Origin of the sequence: Flavobacterium gelidicaeli, from assembly GCF_013294005.1 — a bacterium.
Taxonomy (GTDB): Bacteria; Bacteroidota; Bacteroidia; order Flavobacteriales; family Flavobacteriaceae; genus Flavobacterium.
In genome coordinates, this window is record NZ_JABSNK010000008.1 from 1 (window position 1) to 21,762 (window position 21,762).

The window sequence follows — 21,762 nt, forward strand, 5'->3', positions numbered from 1 at the left end:
GTTTTCATGTTAAACATGTTTCCCGAAGCGGGTGCAAAAGTAATAAACTCTTTTATTTCTCACAAGCTTTTTTTAAAATAATCTGAAAATAAATTTTCAACTTATTCCGTTTTGCTTGCCATAATGTAAAGAACTTATTCGCTGTTGCGGGTGCAAAAGTACTGACTCTTTTCCGTTAAACAATACATAAAATTCACTATTATTACTTTTATTTACAACCCAATCTTTAAAACACTATAAATGTAGGGTTTGAGCTTACTTAAAAACAAGCTGTTTTGCTATTTGTAAGTATTTTTACTTGAATAGAATTCAAATTCGAAATGAAAATTCAAAAAACAGAAGTCCAAATTAGCATTATGACAATCTTAAAGATCACATACGACATAAATACTATTCATTAACATACACTTCAAAAGGCAACTCAAGTTTCTATATCCTTTACATTATATATGTATGATACATTCAGCATATTCTACAACTCATTAACAAAACAGCACTCCCTAGCCCTGATAGCAGTGAAAATCCTCTTGAGTCCTCGAGATGATAATCGAGAGAACTCAAGAGATTGTAGCGAATAGCAGGAAATAGCTCCTAAACCAAATTTCAAGAACCACTATTACTATACGATTAAAACAAATGAAAATTAAAAACAACAATGCTCTAATAAGAAATGAGCACTTGTGACAAGATAATCACAAAACAATTAAAATCAAAGTACCTTTAAATCAAAAAAGCCATCCACAATAAAGTGGAAAGCTTTTCATTGGTCTAACTACTAAACCCGGTCTTGTTACTTCTAACTCGACCAAACAACACAACTAATCTTAAAAACCTTTTGGGGACAAAAAAGCCTTTCTAATTAGAAAGGCTTCCCCGATATGCGGTCTGGACGGGACTCGAACCCGCGACCCCCTGCGTGACAGGCAGGTATTCTAACCAACTGAACTACCAGACCTCAGCGTTATTGCGGTTGCAAAGATACAACAGAATTCGAGTTACGCAAATGTTTTTCATAAAAATATTTAAATTTTCTTTTTCAATTCAACCAAAGTTTTGTTTTTCAGCTAGATATGTCAATAAAATTTGTTCAAAATTTTCACCTACTGCTACCGGAACATACTTAATTTGGTTTTGAGCACAACTCAACGAAAGCTTCTTGAAGTAATCAGCAACCTCTTGTTCATAAACTTCTTTTACATTATCTGCAAAAAGAGCTACCTCCTCGCCAGTTTCAACATCAATAAACTTCTTAGGCACATTACCAAAATCAAAATTAAGTTCGGTTTCGTTATCTATCACATGAAACAAGACTACTTTATGCTTATTGTGTTTTAAATGCTGAAGAGCCGCAAAAAGAGCCTCTTCATTCCCAGAGTGAAACATATCTGTAAAAAGGATAATCATAGAGCGCCTATGAATCTTCTGGGCAATTTGATGCAAATACGTTATAGTATCAGTATTCTTTTTTTCTTTTACTTGATTGAGAACATTTTCAAGAGTATTAAGCAACATACTATGATGCCTATCACTACCTTTTTCGGGTGCATAGTATTCATACGTATCCGAAAAAATACTTAAACCAACAGCATCTCGTTGCTTTTTTAACAAATTCATCAATACCGCAGATGCCAATACCGAGAAACCTATTTTACTTTCATAAAACGACTGACTAGATTTAAGCTTAGGATAATGCATCGATGAAGAGTTGTCTATAATAAGATGGCAACGCAGGTTAGTTTCCTCTTCAAAGCGCTTTGAATATAAACGATCCGTTTTTGCAAAAAGCTTCCAATCGATATGCCGCGTACTCTCGCCTACATTATAAACTTTATGTTCAGCAAATTCTGCCGAGAATCCATGAAACGGACTCTTATGCATCCCTGATACAAAACCTTCAACAACTTGGTTTGCCAATAATTGCAGGTGTTGAAAACTCGAAATTTTTTCTTTTTGTGATTCAATCTTCATCTTTCAAAGTTATTAAAAGATTCAATCAATTAAAAGATTCAACTGATATAAAAAACAAGAGAAGCTGAAATAAATTCAGCTTAAACCAAAAAAAAGGCTTGACTTACGCCAAACCTTTTTCCCGTATAAACCATAATCTTACGATTACAACAAAGCGTCTAAACTATCTGCGTAAGTTTGCTTAGGAGCTACTCCTACTTGCTTACCGACTACTTCTCCGTTATGAAAAACCAATACTGTTGGAATGTTTCTCACTCCGTATTTTGCAGCAAATTCTTGATTTGCATCAACATCAACTTTACCAACTACAACTTTACCGTCATATTCAGTACTTAATTCGTCGATGATTGGTCCTACCATTCTACAAGGCCCACACCATGCTGCCCAAAAATCCACCATTACTGGTTTGTCTGATTTCAAAACTACTTCTTCAAAAGTAGCATCTGTTATTGCTAATGCCATAATATCTTTATTTAATGTTAAGCGTTTTATCAAAGTATAAAACTAGATTACAAATTTAGAAAATAAAACCAACTTGCACACTATACATGAATTAGTTTTGATTATAAATGTATCGTAAATAACTATTAAAAACCAAAACAACTCTAATCAACAAATTAAAGCCACTATTTCTTACCCCCGAATCTTATTGAAAAAACTAGCGAAAAAATATATTACCTTCAGAATTATAATTTTTGTAGTATTCTAAAAATTTACTCCAAAAAAAAGACCTTCTTTTCAGAAGGCCTTAATAATTTATCGTAATAGAGATTATAGACTGTATTTTAAACCTACAGTTAATCCAACCCCACTGATACTGATATAAGAACTTAAATCATCTCCTGCTTTATCTTCATCATAACCAGCAGAATTAGTTGCTTTATTATTAGAAGTACCATTTAAATTACTACCATAATTAATATTGATTTCAGAATTTGACAGATGTAATGGATGCCCAACAGGTAACGCAAAACCATCAGCTCCGTTAACAGTATAATTTGTCACTTCTTTATTTTTACCATGTACAGTGAAATTACGGTATTCGATTTCTGCAAATGCTGAAATATTTTTACCTAATTTATACGTTGTACCTAGCGAAGCTAAAAATCCAACAGTTGGTTCTGGCTTGATAACATCTTCACGATATAATGGACCAACAGATGTCACTGCATTTGTTTTTAAATCCAATTGTCCGTGAACAGGAACAATTACACCTACTTTTGTATAAGGTTCAAAACCTTTATGTTCTCCTAAAAACAATACTAATGCAGGAGCAACATCAAATGCTGTAACCTGACCTTTTATATCTAACATTTTAACATCATCAACAATAGTTTCAACCATAGTCTTTTGGTTACTAGTGTAGTAGTTCACACCCATTTCAAAACCAACTCTTGTATTAAATCTATATCCTGCAGTCAAACCAGTTCTAAATCCTTCTCCAAAAGAACCAGTTACACTTTCTTTTGATACTAAAACTCCACCTGTATATACTTGTCTTAATGGTTCTCTACCATTAACACTTGGAAACTCAGTAGCCGTTGCTTGTATAAAATATGACCCTCCAAGCTTCACATACCAACCTTTATCAGCAGTAGTACTTGCATCATCTTTAGTTTGCGCTAACATCGTCATTGAGCAAACCATCATTCCTAAAATTAGTAGGTTCTTTTTCATAATTTTTTTTATTTCTAAAAGTTCATTTAGTTAATTGAGATGCTACAAACATAAATAATTTTAAATAATGCTTTCACATTTTTCACAAAGAAATGTGAACAAAAAAACAAAATAATATGCACGCATAACAAAATCAATACTTTACACGATAAAAATTAACATTACTAGTCTAAAAAAACTGTTAAAATCAAGTGTAACTTACTTAAAAAACATGTTAAAACCGCTAATAAAACAATCAACTATAACGTTTTCTAGCTTTAAAACTTAACATTTATATACTTTACAGCAAATACGCTTTAATTTAATTTAAAATTAATCTGCATTTTTTCTAGAGCGAATAAAAGTTCGTTAGATATTTTTATTTTTAAACGCCTACTGGGCATTGTTAATTTTGTCACCACATTAATCTCTTCAACTTCGGTCACTGTAACTGCCGTAGTAGTTTCAACTTCACTTGAATCTACATCTTCATCAAATTCAACCTCTTCATTTTCAATAACTATAGGTTTATCTTCCACTAGTTTTTTAATCTTTTCAAGCTCCATTACTTCAAATGTAACTTGATTATCTCCCTTATTTTCTAAAAACAAATGGCTTAATCTATGAATGAATTCTGCATCCAAATCATTAATATTTAATAATACAACCAACTTTTTTGCAAAATCATCTAATACATCTTGTAAATATTGCACTAGCATAAATTGAATTCTAGGATCACTCTTTTTACCAGTGTCTTGATTTACCCAACCTTCTTTCACTAAAACCTTCATGAAAGTAAAATTATTTTGGATAAAGAAATGCCTAAATTTTAAGTATTCCTCTCCAAAAATCTTAAACTCGTAACTCTCATCATAGCCTTCAAGCGTGAATATGCCCCAACCTTTTCCGTTTTTAGCAACGCGATGTTGCACATTATTAATGATTCCGCCAAAAGTCAAGTTTTTACCCACATGTAAGTCCAAACTTTTCAATGCTTCTAATTTAGCATTACAGAAATATTTCATTTCAAACTTATAATCATCCAGAGGGTGTCCTGAAATGTAAATCCCAACAACCTCTTTCTCCTTCGCTAATTTCTCCATAGTACTCCAATCCTCACAAGGGGGCACAACAGGCTCTTCTATTTGAACATCGCTTGACTCGCCAAACAAACTTACTTGAGAACTGTTTTCGTTTTCTTGAAACTTGGCCCCATATTTAATCGCTTTTTCATAGAAAGTGATCCCGTCCCCATCATCATGAAAATATTGCGAACGCAATGTTCCTTCAAACGAGTCAAAACCTCCAGCAAGTATCAAATTCTCTAATGCTTTTTTATTAGCTGCACGCAAATCGATACGTTTGGTTAAATCAAAAACCGACTTGTATTTTCCATCTTTTCTATTCTCTACAATGGTGTTTACAGCTCCTTGCCCTACACCCTTGATGGCTCCCATACCAAAACGTACCGCATAATCATCATTTACCGTAAATTTATAATACGACTCGTTCACATCAGGCCCTAAAACTTGTAGTCCCATGCGCTTGCACTCTTCCATAAAAAAAGTAACCTGCTTGATATCACTCATATTATTAGAAAGTACCGCAGCCATATATTCAGCAGGAAAATGCGCTTTTAAATAAGCCGTTTGATAAGCAATCCAAGCATAGCAAGTCGAGTGCGATTTATTAAAGGCATAACTTGCAAAGGCTTCCCAGTCTTTCCAGATTTTCTCCAAAACTACTGCATCATGCCCCTTAGCTGATGCTTGTTCGACAAACTTGGGTTTCATTTTATCCAAAACCTCTTTTTGCTTCTTACCCATCGCTTTACGCAGTACATCGGCTTCACCTTTCGTAAAATCGGCCAATGATTGGGACAAAAGCATCACCTGCTCTTGGTAAACTGTAATACCGTAAGTTTCCCCTAGATATTCTTCACAGGCATCCAGATCGTATTTTATTTCTTCTTCACCGTTTTTTCTTCGAACGAAAGACGGAATGTATTCTAAAGGACCTGGTCGATACAAAGCATTCATCGCAATTAAATCCCCAAATACCGTAGGCTTTAAGTCCTTCATGTATTTTTGCATTCCGGGCGATTCATATTGAAAGATCCCTACCGTTTCTCCACGTTGAAAAAGTTCGTACGTCTTTACATCATCAATAGGAAAGTCATCTGGGTTTAAATCAATATTATTTCGATATTTTACCAGCTTAACGGTGTCTTTAATCAAGGTTAGGGTTTTCAAACCCAAGAAGTCCATCTTCAACAAACCTGCACTCTCAGCAACGGAGTTGTCAAACTGGGTTACATATAAATCAGAATCTTTGGCAGTTGTTACAGGAACGAAGTTAGTAATATCTGATGGCGTGATAATCACTCCACAAGCATGAATACCCGTGTTTCGCATGGAACCTTCTAGAATTTTTGCTTGTCGAATTGTTTCTCCAGCCAGCTCATCCGAATTTGCAATAGCAATTAATTCTTTTACATTATCAAACTCATCAGATCGCAAGGCTTTTTTAACATCTTCTTCCTTTTCAGAAATAAAACGTGCCAAGTTCCACTTAGACGGCATCATCGCCGGAATCAATTTTGCAATTCTATCCGCTTCAAATAACGGTAAATCCAGTACACGCGCCGTATCTCGAATAGCCGACTTGGTAGCCATTTTACCATAAGTGATAATTTGTGCTACTTGATTGGCACCATACTTCTTGATTACATAATCCATAACGCGACCACGACCCTCATCATCAAAGTCAATATCAATATCGGGCATGGATACACGATCGGGATTTAAGAAACGCTCAAAAAGCAAATCGTACTTAATAGGGTCAATATTGGTGATCTTTAAACAATAGGCCACCGCAGATCCCGCTGCCGATCCACGACCTGGTCCTACAGAAACATCCATCTCCCGAGCTTTGGCAATAAAATCCTGTACAATCAAGAAATATCCCGGATAACCAGAGTTGGAAATCGTTAATAACTCAAAATCCAAACGTTCTTGAATTGATTCGGTGACATCACCATACCTTTTCTTTGCACCTTCCATCGTTAGGTGTCGCAAATAAGCGTTTTCCCCTCTTACACCATTATCAGCATCATCTTCTGGATTTACAAATTCCTGCGGAATATCATACTTAGGCAGTAATACATCTCGATAGAGTGAATAAATTTCGACCTTATCTACAATTTCTTGAATATTGATAATTGCATCAGGCAAATCAGCGAAGAGTTTTTTCATTTCTTCTCCTGACTTGTAATAATATTCTTGATTGGGTAAACCATAACGATAACCTCGACCACGACCTATAGGTGTTGCTTGCTTTTCACCGTCTTTGACACACAGTAAAATATCATGCGCATTGGCATCCTCTTTATTTAAGTAGTAGGTATTATTTGAAGCAATTAATTTTACTTCATGCTTTTTAGCAAATTCAATTAAGGTTTTGTTTACCCTATTTTCATCCTCTTGATTGTGGCGCATGATTTCGAGATAGAAATCATCTCCAAACTGGGCTTTCCACCATACTAAAGCTTCTTCGGCTTGGTGCTCCCCTAAATTCAAAATCTTACCTGGAATTTCTCCGTATAAATTTCCAGAAAGCACCATGATGTCCTCTTTGTACTTTTCTACTATTTTTTTATCAATTCTAGGCACATAATAAAACCCGTTGATATTGGCAATAGACGCCATTTTGGCTAAATTATGATAGCCTTTTTTATTTTTAGCCAATAACACCACTTGATACCCATTGTCTTTTTTGGTTTTATCTAAGTGGTTTTCACAAATATTAAACTCGCATCCTACAATAGGTTTAATTTCCGTTTCGGTAGGTTCTTCTCCGCTTTCAGCCAATGTTTTATTTTTGGCGGAAGCCGATTTATTATGATTCATAATTGCGCTCACAAAATGGAAAGCCCCCATCATGTTTGCTGTATCCGTCATTGCGATCGCTGGGAAACCATTTTTGGCTGTAGCCGAAACCAAAGGACCAATCCCAATAGTGGATTGCAATACCGAAAATTGGGTATGGTTGTGTAAATGGGCAAACTTGGCTTCAGCCAAAACTTTTTTATTCTCTAAAAGTTCTCCTTTAGAGATTCCACCACCTTGTGTTTCTCCAAGTTGTTGACGAATGCGATCAGATGCTTGTTTTAAATTAATGTGCTTTAACCCAATGAGCTGAACCTCTCTAGGGTTTTTATCTTGAAATTCCTTAAAGTACGAAGCAGGAACATCTAATTCTTCTTTTGTAAAACGCTCTCTCCTGATCAACTCTAAAAAACAACGCGTAGTTGCCTCAACATCTGCAGTTGCGTTGTGCGCTTCAGAAAAAGGTACATTAAATAAATATTGATGAAGTTCAGTTAATGTTGGTAATTTAAACTTTCCACCACGACCACCAGGCAATTGCAATAGTTTAGCAGTAACTTCTGTACAAGTATCGAGAACGGGCATGGTAGCCATAGGAGAATCTACACCCATACGATGCAACTCGGCTCCCATAATATTGACATCAAAACCTAGATTTTGACCTACTATATATTTAGCCTTACCTAAAGCTTCATTAAATTTTTCTAAAACTTCAATAAGATCAATTCCCTCGGCTGCAGCTAACTCAGTCGATATTCCGTGAATTCGCTCGGCATCATAAGGAATATTAAAACCATCTGGCTTAACTAAATAGTCTTGATGCTCTATGAGTTTTCCCATTTCATCATGCAGCTGCCAAGCAATTTGAATACAACGAGGCCAGTTGTCTGAATCTGTAATGGGAGCATCCCATCGTTTTGGTAATCCTGTAGTTTCAGTATCGAATATTAAGTACATAGCTGGAATTGAGTAGTTTATAATTTATCGATTTCTCGAAAAATGAATGTCAAATTTAGTTCTTTTTAAAGCTACAAACAATAGGCAAAATCATAAAAAAAGAAAAGGCCTTGATTACTCAAGACCTTTGACAATTAATTTAAAAAACAATTTTATTTAAAATTCCAACCTAATGTTAACCCAAATGCTACTGGGTTGATTTTAACATTTTTATCTGAACTATACAATCCGTTTGCTTTTCTATCAGCAACTGTAGTCGCATTATAACCTATATAGGATTCGTCTTTATCTTGATCCAATATTGAACCATATCCATTCTCAAGAAACATTGCTGCATAAATAGCACTTTTTGCCCCAGTGTCAAATGTGAATCCTAATTCAAAAGAACTCATTATAACTCCTTTTGTATTGTACTCCCCCGATGCAATATAATTTTCTTGCATTCCAAAACCATATTCCGGTAAATTATCAATAGTTAAATTGACATCTGGATAATAAGCAGAACCTGTTGCACTAGTCGCAGACGCTTTTATTTTATAGCTTACAGGTAAAAAATATTTAGCTCCAGCTCTAAAATTGAAATCAACACCTTTATTGATGTTTGTTTTAAATTGCACAAAAAGCGGTATTTGTAAAGCATGAAGCGTTTGCTTTTCCTTATAATTACTCGTTGTAACATTATATTCAAAAGCAGAACCTGCTTGATCAACCTCATAATTAGAAAAAATTGCTGACTCTTTGACCAAGTTTACATCTTGCTTGTATTGAGCGAATTCTATTCCAGAACCAATACCAAAATGATCTGTCAATGCATAAATATAACCTGCTTTCACGGCTCCTCCCAATCGGTCTCCTGATACGGTACCTTTTACCTCACCTTGTAAATTTCCTATTCCTGATTGTACTCCTACGTATAATTGCGCAACAACTCCCTGAGAAAGAAAAAGTATTGCAATACCTAATACATTTTTTATTTTAAATTTCATATTTGTCTTTTTAAAATTAGACTAATCTATTCCTATTTTAATAATAAGATAGATTAGTCTTCAATTATTTAATTTCTAACTAGAAGGTTTTTTGTAAAGTACTTACCGCTGGCCAAAGTCAATCTCACAATATAAATTCCCTCAGCACTAGGCGAATTCATATCAACTGTATTACTATTTACAGCCATGTCACTAATTTGTGCTCCAAGAATATTAAACACTGTAACACGTGCATTTTGTAACTTGACTTCATTTACGTTAGTAAACAGTTGGTAACTTGAATCACTTCTAACTGGGTTAGGGGCAATTTTTAAATACTCTTGTTCAATAGAAGGTGTAAAAGTTAACGGACAACTTGTTACAACTGTACCGTCTATTTTAGTAGCCATTGCATAATAAGTACCATTTAAAACTCCACTATCTTTAAAATATTGAGCCGTTTGTCCTGAAACTAAAACACCATTTTTATACCATGCATATGATTTAAAACTATTCGAACTATTGTCAAAGAAGATAACATTATCGAATTGTTGTCTGATTAAATTGGGCTGGCTATTTAAAACTGATACAGTAACAACAGTGGCAGCATTATAATTAACATTTCCTGATTGCGTAGCAGTAACCGTTGCAGAACCATAATTTGCAAAATTCAACACACCACTTGAAACAGCGGCAACATTATTTTTTGATGAAGTATAGCTTATTGGTAAACCACTTGAAGAAGTAGCAGTCAACATAATTGGTGCTGAACTTCCACAGTCTGATTCTAAGGATTGATTCCAAGTAATTTGTTGATCTGCTTTAGTAATTGTAAAATTAGCGGGTACATATGTTATAGCGTAATTCGTATTAATCAAAGCACTTGCGATCGCATACGTTCCTACATTGCTTCCTACAGTTCTCGTTAAAGACCCAGTAAATGAATCCCCACTTACTAAACTAGGTGATACCGAATAAGTCAAACTAGGATCTGTTGTTCCATATACTTTTGTTTTTGCAGCAGCAGTAACTGTAATGGCTTTTGTAGTGATAGTAAAATTAGCGGGCACATACGTTATAGCATAGTTAGTATTACTCAAAGAACTTGTGATTCCATAAGTACCTACATTACTTCCTGTAGCTCTTGTTAAAGATCCTGTAAATGAATCTCCTGTTTCTAAACTTGGTGAAACAGTGTGCGTTAAAGCAATATCAGCAGTTCCGTAAATTTTTGTCTTAGCTGCAGCGGTAACTGTAATGGCTTTTGCAGTGATAGTAAAATCAGCCGGCACATACGTTATAGCATAGTTAGTATTACTCAAAGAACTTGTGATTCCATAAGTACCTACATTACTTCCTGTAGCTCTTGTTAAAGATCCTGTAAATGAATCTCCTATTTCTAAACTTGGTGAAACCGTGTGCGTCAAACTTGGGTCTTCTGCTCCATATACTTTTGTTTTAGCAGCAGCAGTAACTGTAATGGCTTTTGTAGTGATAGTAAAATCAGCCGACACATACGTTATAGCATAGTTAGTATTACTCAAAGAACTTGTGATTCCATAAGTACCTACATTACTTCCTGTAGCTCTTGTTAAAGATCCTGTAAATGAATCTCCTATTTCTAAACTTGGTGAAACCGTATGAGTCAAACTAGGGTCTTCTGCTCCATATACTTTTGTTTTTGCAGCAGCGGTAACTGTGATTGCTTTTGTAGTGATAGTAAAATTAGCGGGCACATATGTTATAGCATAGTTAGTATTACTCAAAGAACTTGAAATTGCATATGTACCTACATTACTTCCTGTAGCTCTTGTTAAAGATCCGGTAAATGAATCTCCTGTTTCTAAACTTGGTGAAACCGTGTGAGTCAAACTAGGGTCTTCTGCTCCATATACTTTTGTTTTAGTAGCAGCGGTAACTGTAATGGCTTTTGTCGTGATCGTAAAATCAGCCGGCACATACGTTATAGCATAGTTAGTATTACTCAAAGAACTTGTGATTCCATAAGTACCTACATTACTTCCTGTAGCTCTTGTTAAAGATCCTGTAAATGAATCTCCTATTTCTAAACTTGGTGAAACCGTGTGCGTCAAGCTAGGGTCTTCTGCTCCATATACTTTTGTTTTTGCAGCAGCGGTAACTGTAATGGCTTTTGTAGTGATCGTAAAATCAGCCGGCACATACGTTATAGCATAGTTAGTATTACTCAAAGAACTTGTGATTCCATAAGTACCTACATTACTTCCTGTAGCTCTTGTTAAAGATCCTGTAAATGAATCTCCTGTTTCTAAACTTGGTGAAACCGTGTGAGTCAAACTAGGGTCTTCTGCTCCATATACTTTTGTTTTAGTAGCAGCGGTAACTGTAATGGCTTTTGTCGTGATCGTAAAATCAGCCGGCACATACGTTATAGCATAGTTACTATTACTCAAAGAACTTGTGATTCCATAAGTACCTACATTACTTCCTGTAGCTCTTGTTAAAGATCCTGTAAATGAATCTCCTATTTCTAAACTTGGTGAAACCGTGTGCGTCAAGCTAGGGTCTTCTGCTCCATATACTTTTGTTTTAGCAGCAGCGGTAACTGTAATGGCTTTTTTAGTGATAGTAAAATCAGCTGGCACATACGTTATAGCATAGTTGGTATTACTCAAAGAACTTGTGATTCCATAAGTACCTACATTACTTCCTGTAGCTCTTGTTAAAGATCCTGTAAATGAATCTCCTGTTTCTAAACTTGGCGAAACCGTGTGAGTCAAACTAGGGTCTTCTTCTCCATATACTTTTGTTTTAGTAGCAGCGGTAACTGTAATGGCTTTTGTCGTGATCGTAAAATCAGCCGGCACATACGTTATAGCATAGTTACTATTACTCAAAGAACTTGTGATTCCATAAGTACCTACATTACTTCCTGTAGCTCTTGTTAAAGATCCTGTAAATGAATCTCCTATTTCTAAACTTGGTGAAACCGTGTGCGTCAAGCTAGGGTCTTCTGCTCCATATACTTTTGTTTTAGCAGCAGCGGTAACTGTAATGGCTTTTTTAGTGATAGTGAAATCAGCTGGCACATACGTTATAGCATAGTTAGTATTACTCAAAGAACTTGTGATTCCATAAGTACCTACATTACTTCCTGTAGCTCTTGTTAAAGATCCTGTAAATGAATCTCCTGTTTCTAAACTTGGCGAAACCGTGTGAGTCAAACTAGGGTCTTCTTCTCCATATACTTTTGTTTTTGCATCTGCAGTTACTGTAATTACTTTTTTAGTAATTACACCTATTTTTCCCGATGCTGTTTGAGAACTTAAGATATAATTTGAAGCATCAACTCCGCTAATTGTCAAGTTACTAACCGTTATCGTTTTATCTTCCCCGATGTCTTTTGTGCCGTATTCTCCTAATGATGGGTTGTTTAGAATTACTACTTCATTTTCTAAAACTCCTGTAAGTTCATAATTAGTCGCTGATAAATCTGCAACAGTTGTTCCATTATAAATTTTGGTTACGCTTCCTTTTAGTGAAACATTTAATTTTTTAGATGTAACCGTACCGATAGTTGCTGTTAAAGTGGTAGTACTTAAGATGTAATTCTTAGAATCGGCTCCATATAGCTTTAAATCGATAATGGTAACTGCTTTATTTTCTCCTATATTTTTGTTATTCAACTCACCAGCAACTGGATTTTTTAACATTACATCATCACCGCTAACTACTCCGTTTAAAGCAAAATCATTAGACTTTAATGTTATAATAGCATTAGCATTATAAACTTTTGATATTTCACCTTGCGATATAACATTTAAAGGTTTTGGTTCTACAATTAAAACGGCTTCTAATATTTTATCGTTATAGTTTAATTTACTTAATACAGCATATACCTTATAAGTACCCACGTTTACTTTATTGTTATTAGAATAACTTACAACAACCTGATCTGGAAGAACACCATCAATAATTAATGATTTTTCATTTCCATCATAAATGTAGGTGATGGGTGTTAAAACTACATTGGTATCTAAATTCCCTTTTAAAATTGTTAATTGGGCAATAAGCTGTTTGTTATTATAATTTAGACCTCCATTGATATTAACTGTAACATTATAAGAGCCAACATTGCTATTGGAATTATTTGTATAAGTTGCAGTAACTCCATCAGGAAGAATTCCGTCTAACGATAGTGCTTTAACAGTACCATCATACACTTCTTCTTTTTCTACTAAAAATATGGCATCCGAAAGATTCCCTTTATTAATAGTCATAGAAGTATTTAACTCAAGTACTTTGTAATTGACACCCGAAAGTGTAGCTTTTACATCGCTATATGTACCAGCATTCTTTTGGGTGTTTGAATAAACTACAGTTACTCCTTCAGGTAAAGTTCCCGATACTACTGGGTGTTTCTCAAAACCGTCATAAGTAAATGTCCCTGTATTAAATGTTAGGCCTGAAAGGTCTGTTTTATTAATTTTAAGCGTATTAGATATGGTACTATCATTATAATTTTGACCTCCACTAATAGTTGCTTTAACAGTATATTCTCCTGCATTTATTTGTCCATTATTATCATAAGATACACTGGTTCCTGTTGGTAAACCTGTAATATTTAGATATTTTTGAGAACCATCGTAAGTATATGTTTCTGAGATTAAAGTGGCAGAAAAATCTCCTTTTTCAACGGTAAGTGTAAAATTTTTAGTTGCAAATCCATAGGTTTCGTCTCCATTTTGAGCAATCGTGATTGTGGCTTGACCAACCCCTACGATATGAATTTCATTGTCTTTTGTTATGTAAGCTACCGCTTTGTTACCACTACTATAAGTAAGTGGCAAAGTACTAGATGCACTACCTATTACAAAGTCAGCATCTGTATATTTTTTAGTGACATCAACAACAGTAATCGTTTGTGCTATTTTAGACTCATAACAACCCATATCTACTTTACTGTTAAGAACACGACTGCTATTTGCGATATCTTTATTACCTGCAATTGATAAATCATAAAGCGTGTTGTCTCCTTTATCGATAGCTATAGATGTATTTTTTAAAGCAAAGTTATTTGTCGTTGTATCTACAAAATCAGCAGCTTGTGAATAACTATTATTAGCTAATGTCATTGAGCTGTATTGGACTTGAGTCTTAGACAACAAAGAGTTTTTAATTGTAATTGTTCCTCCTGACCTGATTATATCATTATTAAATGAGTTATCTCTAAATATAGAATTAAACACTTCTAAATTAGACACACCCGAAGTAGAAATATGGGATGCGTAAACTATACCATCACCAGAGCCAACATCTCCAAAAGTAGTATTAACAATTTTTATATTAGAAGCGTTTATTGCTATTGAACTAGCATTTCCTCCATAGTGATAAGCTCCATTACCGTAAAAAAGAGTATTATATACTGAGACATTTGATTGATCTGTAACATACATACCACCCGCTATAACACCAGAAGAATTTTCTGATACAACACAGTTTTTTATAATAACATTGGAACTATGTACACGTATTCCTCCTCCATATATTCTAGTAATTGGTTTTCCATTTACTGCTACGCTTCCTATATCTGAACCCGCAGCCGCACCTTTTGAGATAGTAAAACCATCTATTTCGTTATTAGCTGTTGCATTAGAAACGGTAATGATATGATAGCTTGTAGCTGTACCATCTAGAATAGTTTTATTCTCTTGAATCTTTCGATCTACTATATTTTCATTAGCAATAGTTCCGTCAAAACCGCCATACAATTTAACACCATCTACTATTAAAAAACTATTATCTTTTCCTTCATCAATAAAGTTAGAATCATCTCTGACACTATATTTTGGAGTATAAGTCCCTTTAGCTACATAGATTTGATCAACAGTTTTTGCTGTTGCGCTATTAAGTATGGTGGCATTGCGCAATGCTAATGACAAATCGTTTAACGCTAATTGCCATGAGGATCCATCACCACCAACAGCACCTTCTTTTACATATAAGGTATTGTTTGTCAACGTAGTATTAGGTAGGATTTTTAAAGTTCCTTTTTGATAGACAAAATCATAATTATTGGAAGACAAACCACTAGGTATGATGCCATCAGTATAAATACCGATTTCTTTTTTTCCTATAGCGCTACCTGAATACAGTAGTGACCCTGTTAACTTAGAGCGATCATTAGCGTAAACAAAACCGCTAAAGCTCACATCATAATCTGCATTTGGCATTGCGGCATTATTAGCAAATTTAGCCTTATCGTTTGCTTTTACAGTTAACGTTACTTTCCCTACAGTTAAAACAAAGGTTTTTTCTGTTGGAGCATAGTTTTCATTACCAACTTGAGCAATAGTAATGGTAGTTGTACCCGCTTTTAGTATATTAATCTTACCGTCTTTGATAGCAGCAACAGTAATGTCACTACTTTTGGTGTACGTTAATGGCAAACTACTATTTACTGAAGCTGATGAATGAGTGAAATCTATTTCTCCATAGGTTTTTGTTATATCTGCAGCGGTAATAATTTGTACTGAACGCAATTCTTCTGCTCCAACATCAATAGTTCCAGATAAACGATTATACCCATTAATATCATAAGCAGATAAATTGGTAAAAGAATAATATGTATTATTACCTTTATCTTTTGCAAAACTATCTTCTTTCAAATCTGTACTATTTACTTTAAAAATTTGATCCAAATTAGCAACGGTTGCAGAATTATTATAAACCCCTTCTAATATGTTAGTATCTTTTTGAACAATACTATTGTATGATAGTATGCCTGTAGATACCCCAATATTATTATTCATATATATAGAATTATAAAGTGAAGTAGTTGAGTTCGCATCATTAAAAATAGCAGGCGCATTTGCATTGTTTAGAGATATGGATTTATTATCTGTAATTGTACAGTTGTATAATTTTGGGTTACTATTATTGGCGTTATAGATTGCCGAACCATGCCCATTGAAATTTCCGCTACGGTCAACTCCAACTTTATTATTTTTAATTATACAGTTTATAAGCACAGGATTGCTGTTATCGTTATATATGCCACCACCAAATGTTTGGATTTCATAAAAGAAGGGAAACATTTGATTATCCTTAATTATACAGTTTACAATGGTAGGAGAACTATTTTTATTATATATCCCTGCGCCTCGATTTGATGCCAAAACATTAACACCAGAAGAGCCAGAATTTGATATTGTAAATCCATCAATAATATCGGCATTAGTTAACCCATTATTATCATTTGTTATTCCTCTATTGTCACTACCTGATGAAAGAATACTTTTTGCAAATTTTCTTTTTTGAGTAAGTGTTGTAATGCCATTATCAGGATCAAAACCACCATATATACTAACACCTGCGAGCATTTTAAAACTTTGCCCGCTATTTGCAGAATATGACCCAACAGATACAAATATATTTGTTGCTTTAGTTGATCCTGGTGTTGTACTTGAATTAATTATTGTCGCAATATCTAAAGCGTCCCTAACTTCTCCTAAAGCATTAGCCCAAGAAGTTCCATTTCCAGTAGCACCTTTTTTAACGTACATAATGCCATTCGTTAAAATAAGATTAGGCTCAATCCTTAGGTTACCGTCGGTATATATAATATCATATTTAGTAGAAGAATAACCAGATGGAGTAATAATATAATTAATACCTATAGCCGTAGTAGCTACCGCTGTACCTGTATAGTTTACAGTACCACTTAAACTGTTGGCTAAATTATCATCAAAAACAAACCCAGAATAAGATACTGTGAATCCAGTAAAGACATTTCCATCCTGAAGTTTAACTTTATTGTCTGCACTTACAGTTAATGTTGCTTTTTCTGATGTTAATATAAAAGTTACATTAGGCGCAGCATCATATATATCATTTCCAGGTTGATTAAGCGTTATAGTTGTTGTTCCAACACCTACTACTTTAATTTTTCCATCTTCTATTGTAGCAATAGCAGTATTGCTAGAAGAAACATACACCAGTGGCAGGCCACTTGATGCTGTACCATGTGTAAATGCTGCATCACCATATTTTTTTGTGATATTAGCAGCGGTTATTGTTTGGGTTATATTTCTCTCAAAAACACCCATATCAACCGTAGTGTTAATAATACGCAATTTCCCTTTTAAATCTTTGGATGGGAAAAAATTAATATTACTTGGGTTATTTGCACCTGCATTTAGAGCAGGACTAACGGCTAATAAAGTATAATCCGTATTAAAAACATTCGTGGTACTCGTTACACCATTTATACCTTGAATTAAACTATTTTCATAATTAGGCGTACTAGTATTATTAACAATATCTGAACTGTTTTTAACACTAATTGTATTTACAATTCTTGGAGATGAACCATTTGCATTATAAAATGTTGCTCCTTGTGCACCCGTGTTATCCGCTATAGTGGTGTTAAGTAAAGTAGGTAAAGAGGCATCGTTGTAAATAGACGCTCCATTAGGCGCTGTATTGTTAATAATTAAACAGTTAATCCATGTTGTATTGGCCTTTTCATTATATACAGCCCCTCCATTTACAGTAGCATTATTTGATTTTATGATACAGTTTTCAAATTTTGGAGACCCATTTTTATTATAGACACCACCTCCATTAATTGCAGTACCGTTTGTAATCGTAAAACCGTTTAAAACAGCTGTATTAGTTAAACTATTGTTATCATTTTTAATAACCGAGGCACTACTACCTCTTAAAACACTTCCATCATTTAAAATACCTGTAATACGTTGATTTGTTAGGTTGATAACACCATTGTCTGGGTCAAAGCCACCATATATTTCAATATTATTAGGCATGACATATGATTTGCCTGCAGCTAATTGATACGTACCCTTTGCGACAAATATTCTTTTAACTTTTTTAGAATCAGCATCACTTGTATGAACTTTATTAATATTAGTAGCTCTTGTTAAAGCCAACTCTAAATTATTTAACGGACTATTCCACGAAGTACCATCTCCATTTCCACTTTGTTTTACATATAAAGTGTTATCTGTTAAAATTAAATTTGATTTTATTTCTAAGGTTCCTTCTTCAAACAAAACCGTATACTTGTTAGAAGAAATGCCTTGAGGAATAATTTTATAGCTACCTGGTTCTGTTGCAAGAGTAGCAGTACCTGAAAAAGCAAGTTCACCTGTAATACTATTTGACACACTATCACCAGACTCAAAACCAGCATATGTTACGGTATAATTACTATTTCCATAAACACTACCATCATATACCTTTATTTTATCAATAGCTTTAACTGTAAGCGGTATTTTTGTTACATTAACAACTATTTTTGTTCTAGTACTTTCGCAATTATTAGCATTGGTTTGGCTCACCCAATAGGTAGCAGAATTTTCGGATGCCATATTTAAAGAAGGGAGTACCGTTGATGCTGTTCCGCCTGCTTCTTGCGTATACCATTTTAGATTACTACCATTTACCACAATTTTAGCACCTTGTTGACCAATAATAAAATTTTGTGGAGATTGTGCAGTTGGCGCCACGGTGGAACTTATAGACACTGCAACAGCTGCTCTCTCGCTCTCACAACCATCAATAGTTTGACTTGCATAATAGGTAGTACCTGAAACTAAAAACGTATTATTGGCTAACGAACTTCCTCCTGAAGCTTGACTGTACCATTTAAAAGCCGTACCGCTTGGTTGTAAATTATTTACAATAGTTTCATTACAAAAAGCTTGTGTGGCAACAACCGTTGGCGCTGTTTTACCAGAAACACCTAATTTATTTTCGTAAGCACCAATATCAATGGCATTTACTTTTCTAGTATTCCCTAAAATGTCTTTCTTATCATAGTTATCTGAATATAATGAACTATCCCCTTTATTTAATATAGGGCTACAACCTGTTAGATTAAAATTATTATTTGCTTCATCAACAAAATACAAATTACCTTCTTGAACATTGTTGTTTTTACCTACAAAATCAGGATCATATTTAAAAGCATTATTTTTAACATCAGCCGAAGAAGCATTTGGCCCACTAACATCTACTAAAATATTATTATAAATCTTTACATTTTTACTAAACAAATAAATACCATCATAGGAAACTTCTTTCCAAACCGTGTTATTTACAAGATCTACAGTTGAATTAGTATGAAAAACAGCTGTAAAGCCAGAATTCCCGGTAAAAACATTATTATATAATTTATTTTCCCCAGCAATTGTAGTAATTACACCTCCCGTATTTCCTTCTGCACTTGTAGTACCAACATTACTTTTAACAGTATTATTGAAAAATAATGTTTTTGCAGTACTTTCAACATCTAAAACAGCACCTAAATAGGATTTATTTCCTGTAAATGTATTTTTTTCTATTTGAGTTGCTATTGCATAATTTAAAAAAATACTACCCCCAGCTAGATTAGAACTGTTATTATTGAAAGTATTATTATTTATAGCTAGTTGACCTGCAATAGTTTTACCAGCTGAACTTACAAATAATGCACCACCAACCTTTACAGCATTATTAGAATCAAAAGTATTACCATTAATAGTGTTAGTATAAGTTTTAGAACCATCTGTACTCGATACAAAATAAATTGCTCCTCCATGTATAGTTGCCGTGTTTTCTGTAAAAGTAGCTGTAGCGATTTCAATATTAAAATTATTTAGAGAACCTATGGCACCTCCTAATCCAGCATTAGTAAGATTAACTGTATTTGTTGCACTGTTTTTAGTAAATGTATTTGTAGTTTTGATTGAAATATTACTATTTCTAGATAAGTATAAAGCACCTCCTGACAAAGATATATTACGTGAAAATGTATTCTTTCTAAATACAACACCATTTGTTTCTTCTACTATGCATGCACCTCCTATACCCTTTGTAGCTAAATTATCATCAAAATCATTTGACTCTAATACTGTATTTATAGTTTTCTGAAGTTTAATGGCACCTCCTCCATCAATTTGCGTTTCGTTTCCCTCTACCAAAGCACTATTTTTACTAAAGGTAGAATTATAAATTTCAAGTTTACTAATATTAGGCCCAGCATAAATAGCACCAGCCGAGTGCGCAGTATTACCTTCAAAAGTACAACCATCTATGACTCGTCCAGCTGATTGATCCGTAGTTACTTTTTCAATAAAAATCGCCCCTCCAAATCCAAAATCCGTTTGATTGCTAATCGCCTTATTATCAACAAAATAAACCTTCTTAATGCTTAAAAGTTTTCCATTATCATCAACAATAGCACCCCCTAAAAGCGCACTATTATTGTTAAATGTTCCTCCTGTAATCGTCAAATAACTTTCAGTATTAACAATTGCACCTCCATTATTAGTGGCTTTATTATTCGCAAAAGTACAGTCATTAATGGTGGTTCTACCTCCTAGTTCTGTACTTAAAGCTGCACCAAGAATACCGCTATTATTTTTGAAAGTGACATTTTCTAATTTTAATTCTCCCTTTATATTATATATTCCGCCTCCCTTACTTTTTGGGTAAGATGTTTTAGATATTTGCACCCATACAGCATTACCTCCAGGCACTTCAACAACGCCAGGTAAGGCATTCTCTCCTGCTAATTGCAAACCTATTGAAGCAAAGTTGTAATAAGGACTTTCGGTCATAGCAACATACCAATCTGGGTATTTATTTTTAACTTGATCATTAACAGAAATACTACTGCTAATTTCTTCAGATATATTATAATATCCAGAATCATTACACTTACCATCACTAATAGTTAGTCCGTTTAAGTAGTACTTCTCATTAGCGTCAATTGCATGGATAAGCATTACGTGATATGCAAAATTACCTCCACCTAAATCCCCACTCAGGATGGTTTCATTACTTGCTATGTTTCTGTCTGTAATACTTGTTTCAACACCACTAAAGCCTCCATATAATTTAACATCTTTCTTTAAACCAAAAGTATTGTCTCTATCCTGTGGATTATTGTTAGGCGATAAAGCAACTTTAGGAGTATATTTTCCTTTAGCTATCCATATTTGTGTATCCCCGCTCGATAAACTTATTGTTTTCTGTAAGTTGTCAGAAGCATTGCTCCATGAAGTTCCATCTTTTGTTCCAGAACCACCTACCTTTACATATTTTATTGTTTGAGCTAGAACTACTTGCGCAAAAATCAGTAAAAATAAGGTAATTGTTAAAGTAATTTTTCTCATAAGCATTATATTTAGATTTGTTTAAGTAATGTAAAAAATGAAAACCGTATTCTTGATTGTTTTAGGAATCTTGATTTAAGGCAGCAAAATTAATGTACCACAACTAATTTAAATTAGCCCATTCGGACAAATCAACAGCCCATTCAGACATTATTATATTTTTTTTGA

Annotated in this window: 6 protein-coding genes and 1 tRNA gene; all 7 read right to left on the bottom strand. The window is 34.1% G+C overall.

Features of this window, described 5'->3' with window-relative positions; all coding sequences use genetic code 11:
• Positions 1–881: 881 nt before the first annotated feature.
• The 7 genes from HNP99_RS12460 to HNP99_RS12490 all read right to left on the bottom strand — a co-directional run bounded on the left by HNP99_RS12460 (position 882) and on the right by HNP99_RS12490 (position 21,594).
• Positions 882–955, bottom strand: a tRNA-Asp gene (locus HNP99_RS12460).
• Between the two features lie 86 nt (positions 956–1,041).
• The gene (locus tag HNP99_RS12465) at positions 1,042–1,968 is read right to left on the bottom strand and encodes a DUF58 domain-containing protein (RefSeq protein WP_173853718.1); all 927 of its coding nucleotides are present in this window, start codon (positions 1,966–1,968) and stop codon (positions 1,042–1,044) included.
• A gap of 144 nt (positions 1,969–2,112) precedes the next feature.
• The gene (gene trxA, locus HNP99_RS12470) at positions 2,113–2,430 is read right to left on the bottom strand and encodes a thioredoxin (protein ID WP_026708908.1); all 318 of its coding nucleotides are present in this window, start codon (positions 2,428–2,430) and stop codon (positions 2,113–2,115) included.
• 309 nt (positions 2,431–2,739) lie between these two features.
• Positions 2,740–3,645 (bottom strand): outer membrane beta-barrel protein, encoded by a 906-nt coding sequence (locus HNP99_RS12475; RefSeq protein WP_173853719.1) that lies wholly within the window; start codon positions 3,643–3,645, stop codon positions 2,740–2,742.
• Positions 3,646–3,941: 296 nt separating this feature from the next.
• Entirely contained in the window at positions 3,942–8,468 is a 4,527-nt protein-coding gene (gene dnaE, locus HNP99_RS12480) for a DNA polymerase III subunit alpha (RefSeq protein ID WP_173853720.1), read from the bottom strand.
• Between the two features lie 152 nt (positions 8,469–8,620).
• Positions 8,621–9,454 (bottom strand): porin family protein, encoded by an 834-nt coding sequence (locus HNP99_RS12485; RefSeq protein ID WP_173853721.1) that lies wholly within the window; start codon positions 9,452–9,454, stop codon positions 8,621–8,623.
• Positions 9,455–9,522: 68 nt separating this feature from the next.
• On the bottom strand, positions 9,523–21,594 hold the full coding sequence (locus tag HNP99_RS12490; protein WP_173853722.1) for an MBG domain-containing protein: 12,072 nt from the start codon (positions 21,592–21,594) through the stop codon (positions 9,523–9,525).
• Positions 21,595–21,762: the final 168 nt, after the last annotated feature.

Excerpts from the sequence above, each read along its gene's own strand:
- HNP99_RS12485 (WP_173853721.1), bottom strand. The coding sequence starts at position 9,454 with ATGAAATTTAAAATAAAAAATGTATTAGGTATTGCAATACTTTTTCTT.
- HNP99_RS12465 (WP_173853718.1), bottom strand. The coding sequence starts at position 1,968 with ATGAAGATTGAATCACAAAAAGAAAAAATTTCGAGTTTTCAACACCTG.
- dnaE (WP_173853720.1), bottom strand. The coding sequence starts at position 8,468 with ATGTACTTAATATTCGATACTGAAACTACAGGATTACCAAAACGATGG.
- HNP99_RS12490 (WP_173853722.1), bottom strand. The coding sequence starts at position 21,594 with ATGAGAAAAATTACTTTAACAATTACCTTATTTTTACTGATTTTTGCG.
- trxA (WP_026708908.1), bottom strand. The coding sequence starts at position 2,430 with ATGGCATTAGCAATAACAGATGCTACTTTTGAAGAAGTAGTTTTGAAA.
- HNP99_RS12475 (WP_173853719.1), bottom strand. The coding sequence starts at position 3,645 with ATGAAAAAGAACCTACTAATTTTAGGAATGATGGTTTGCTCAATGACG.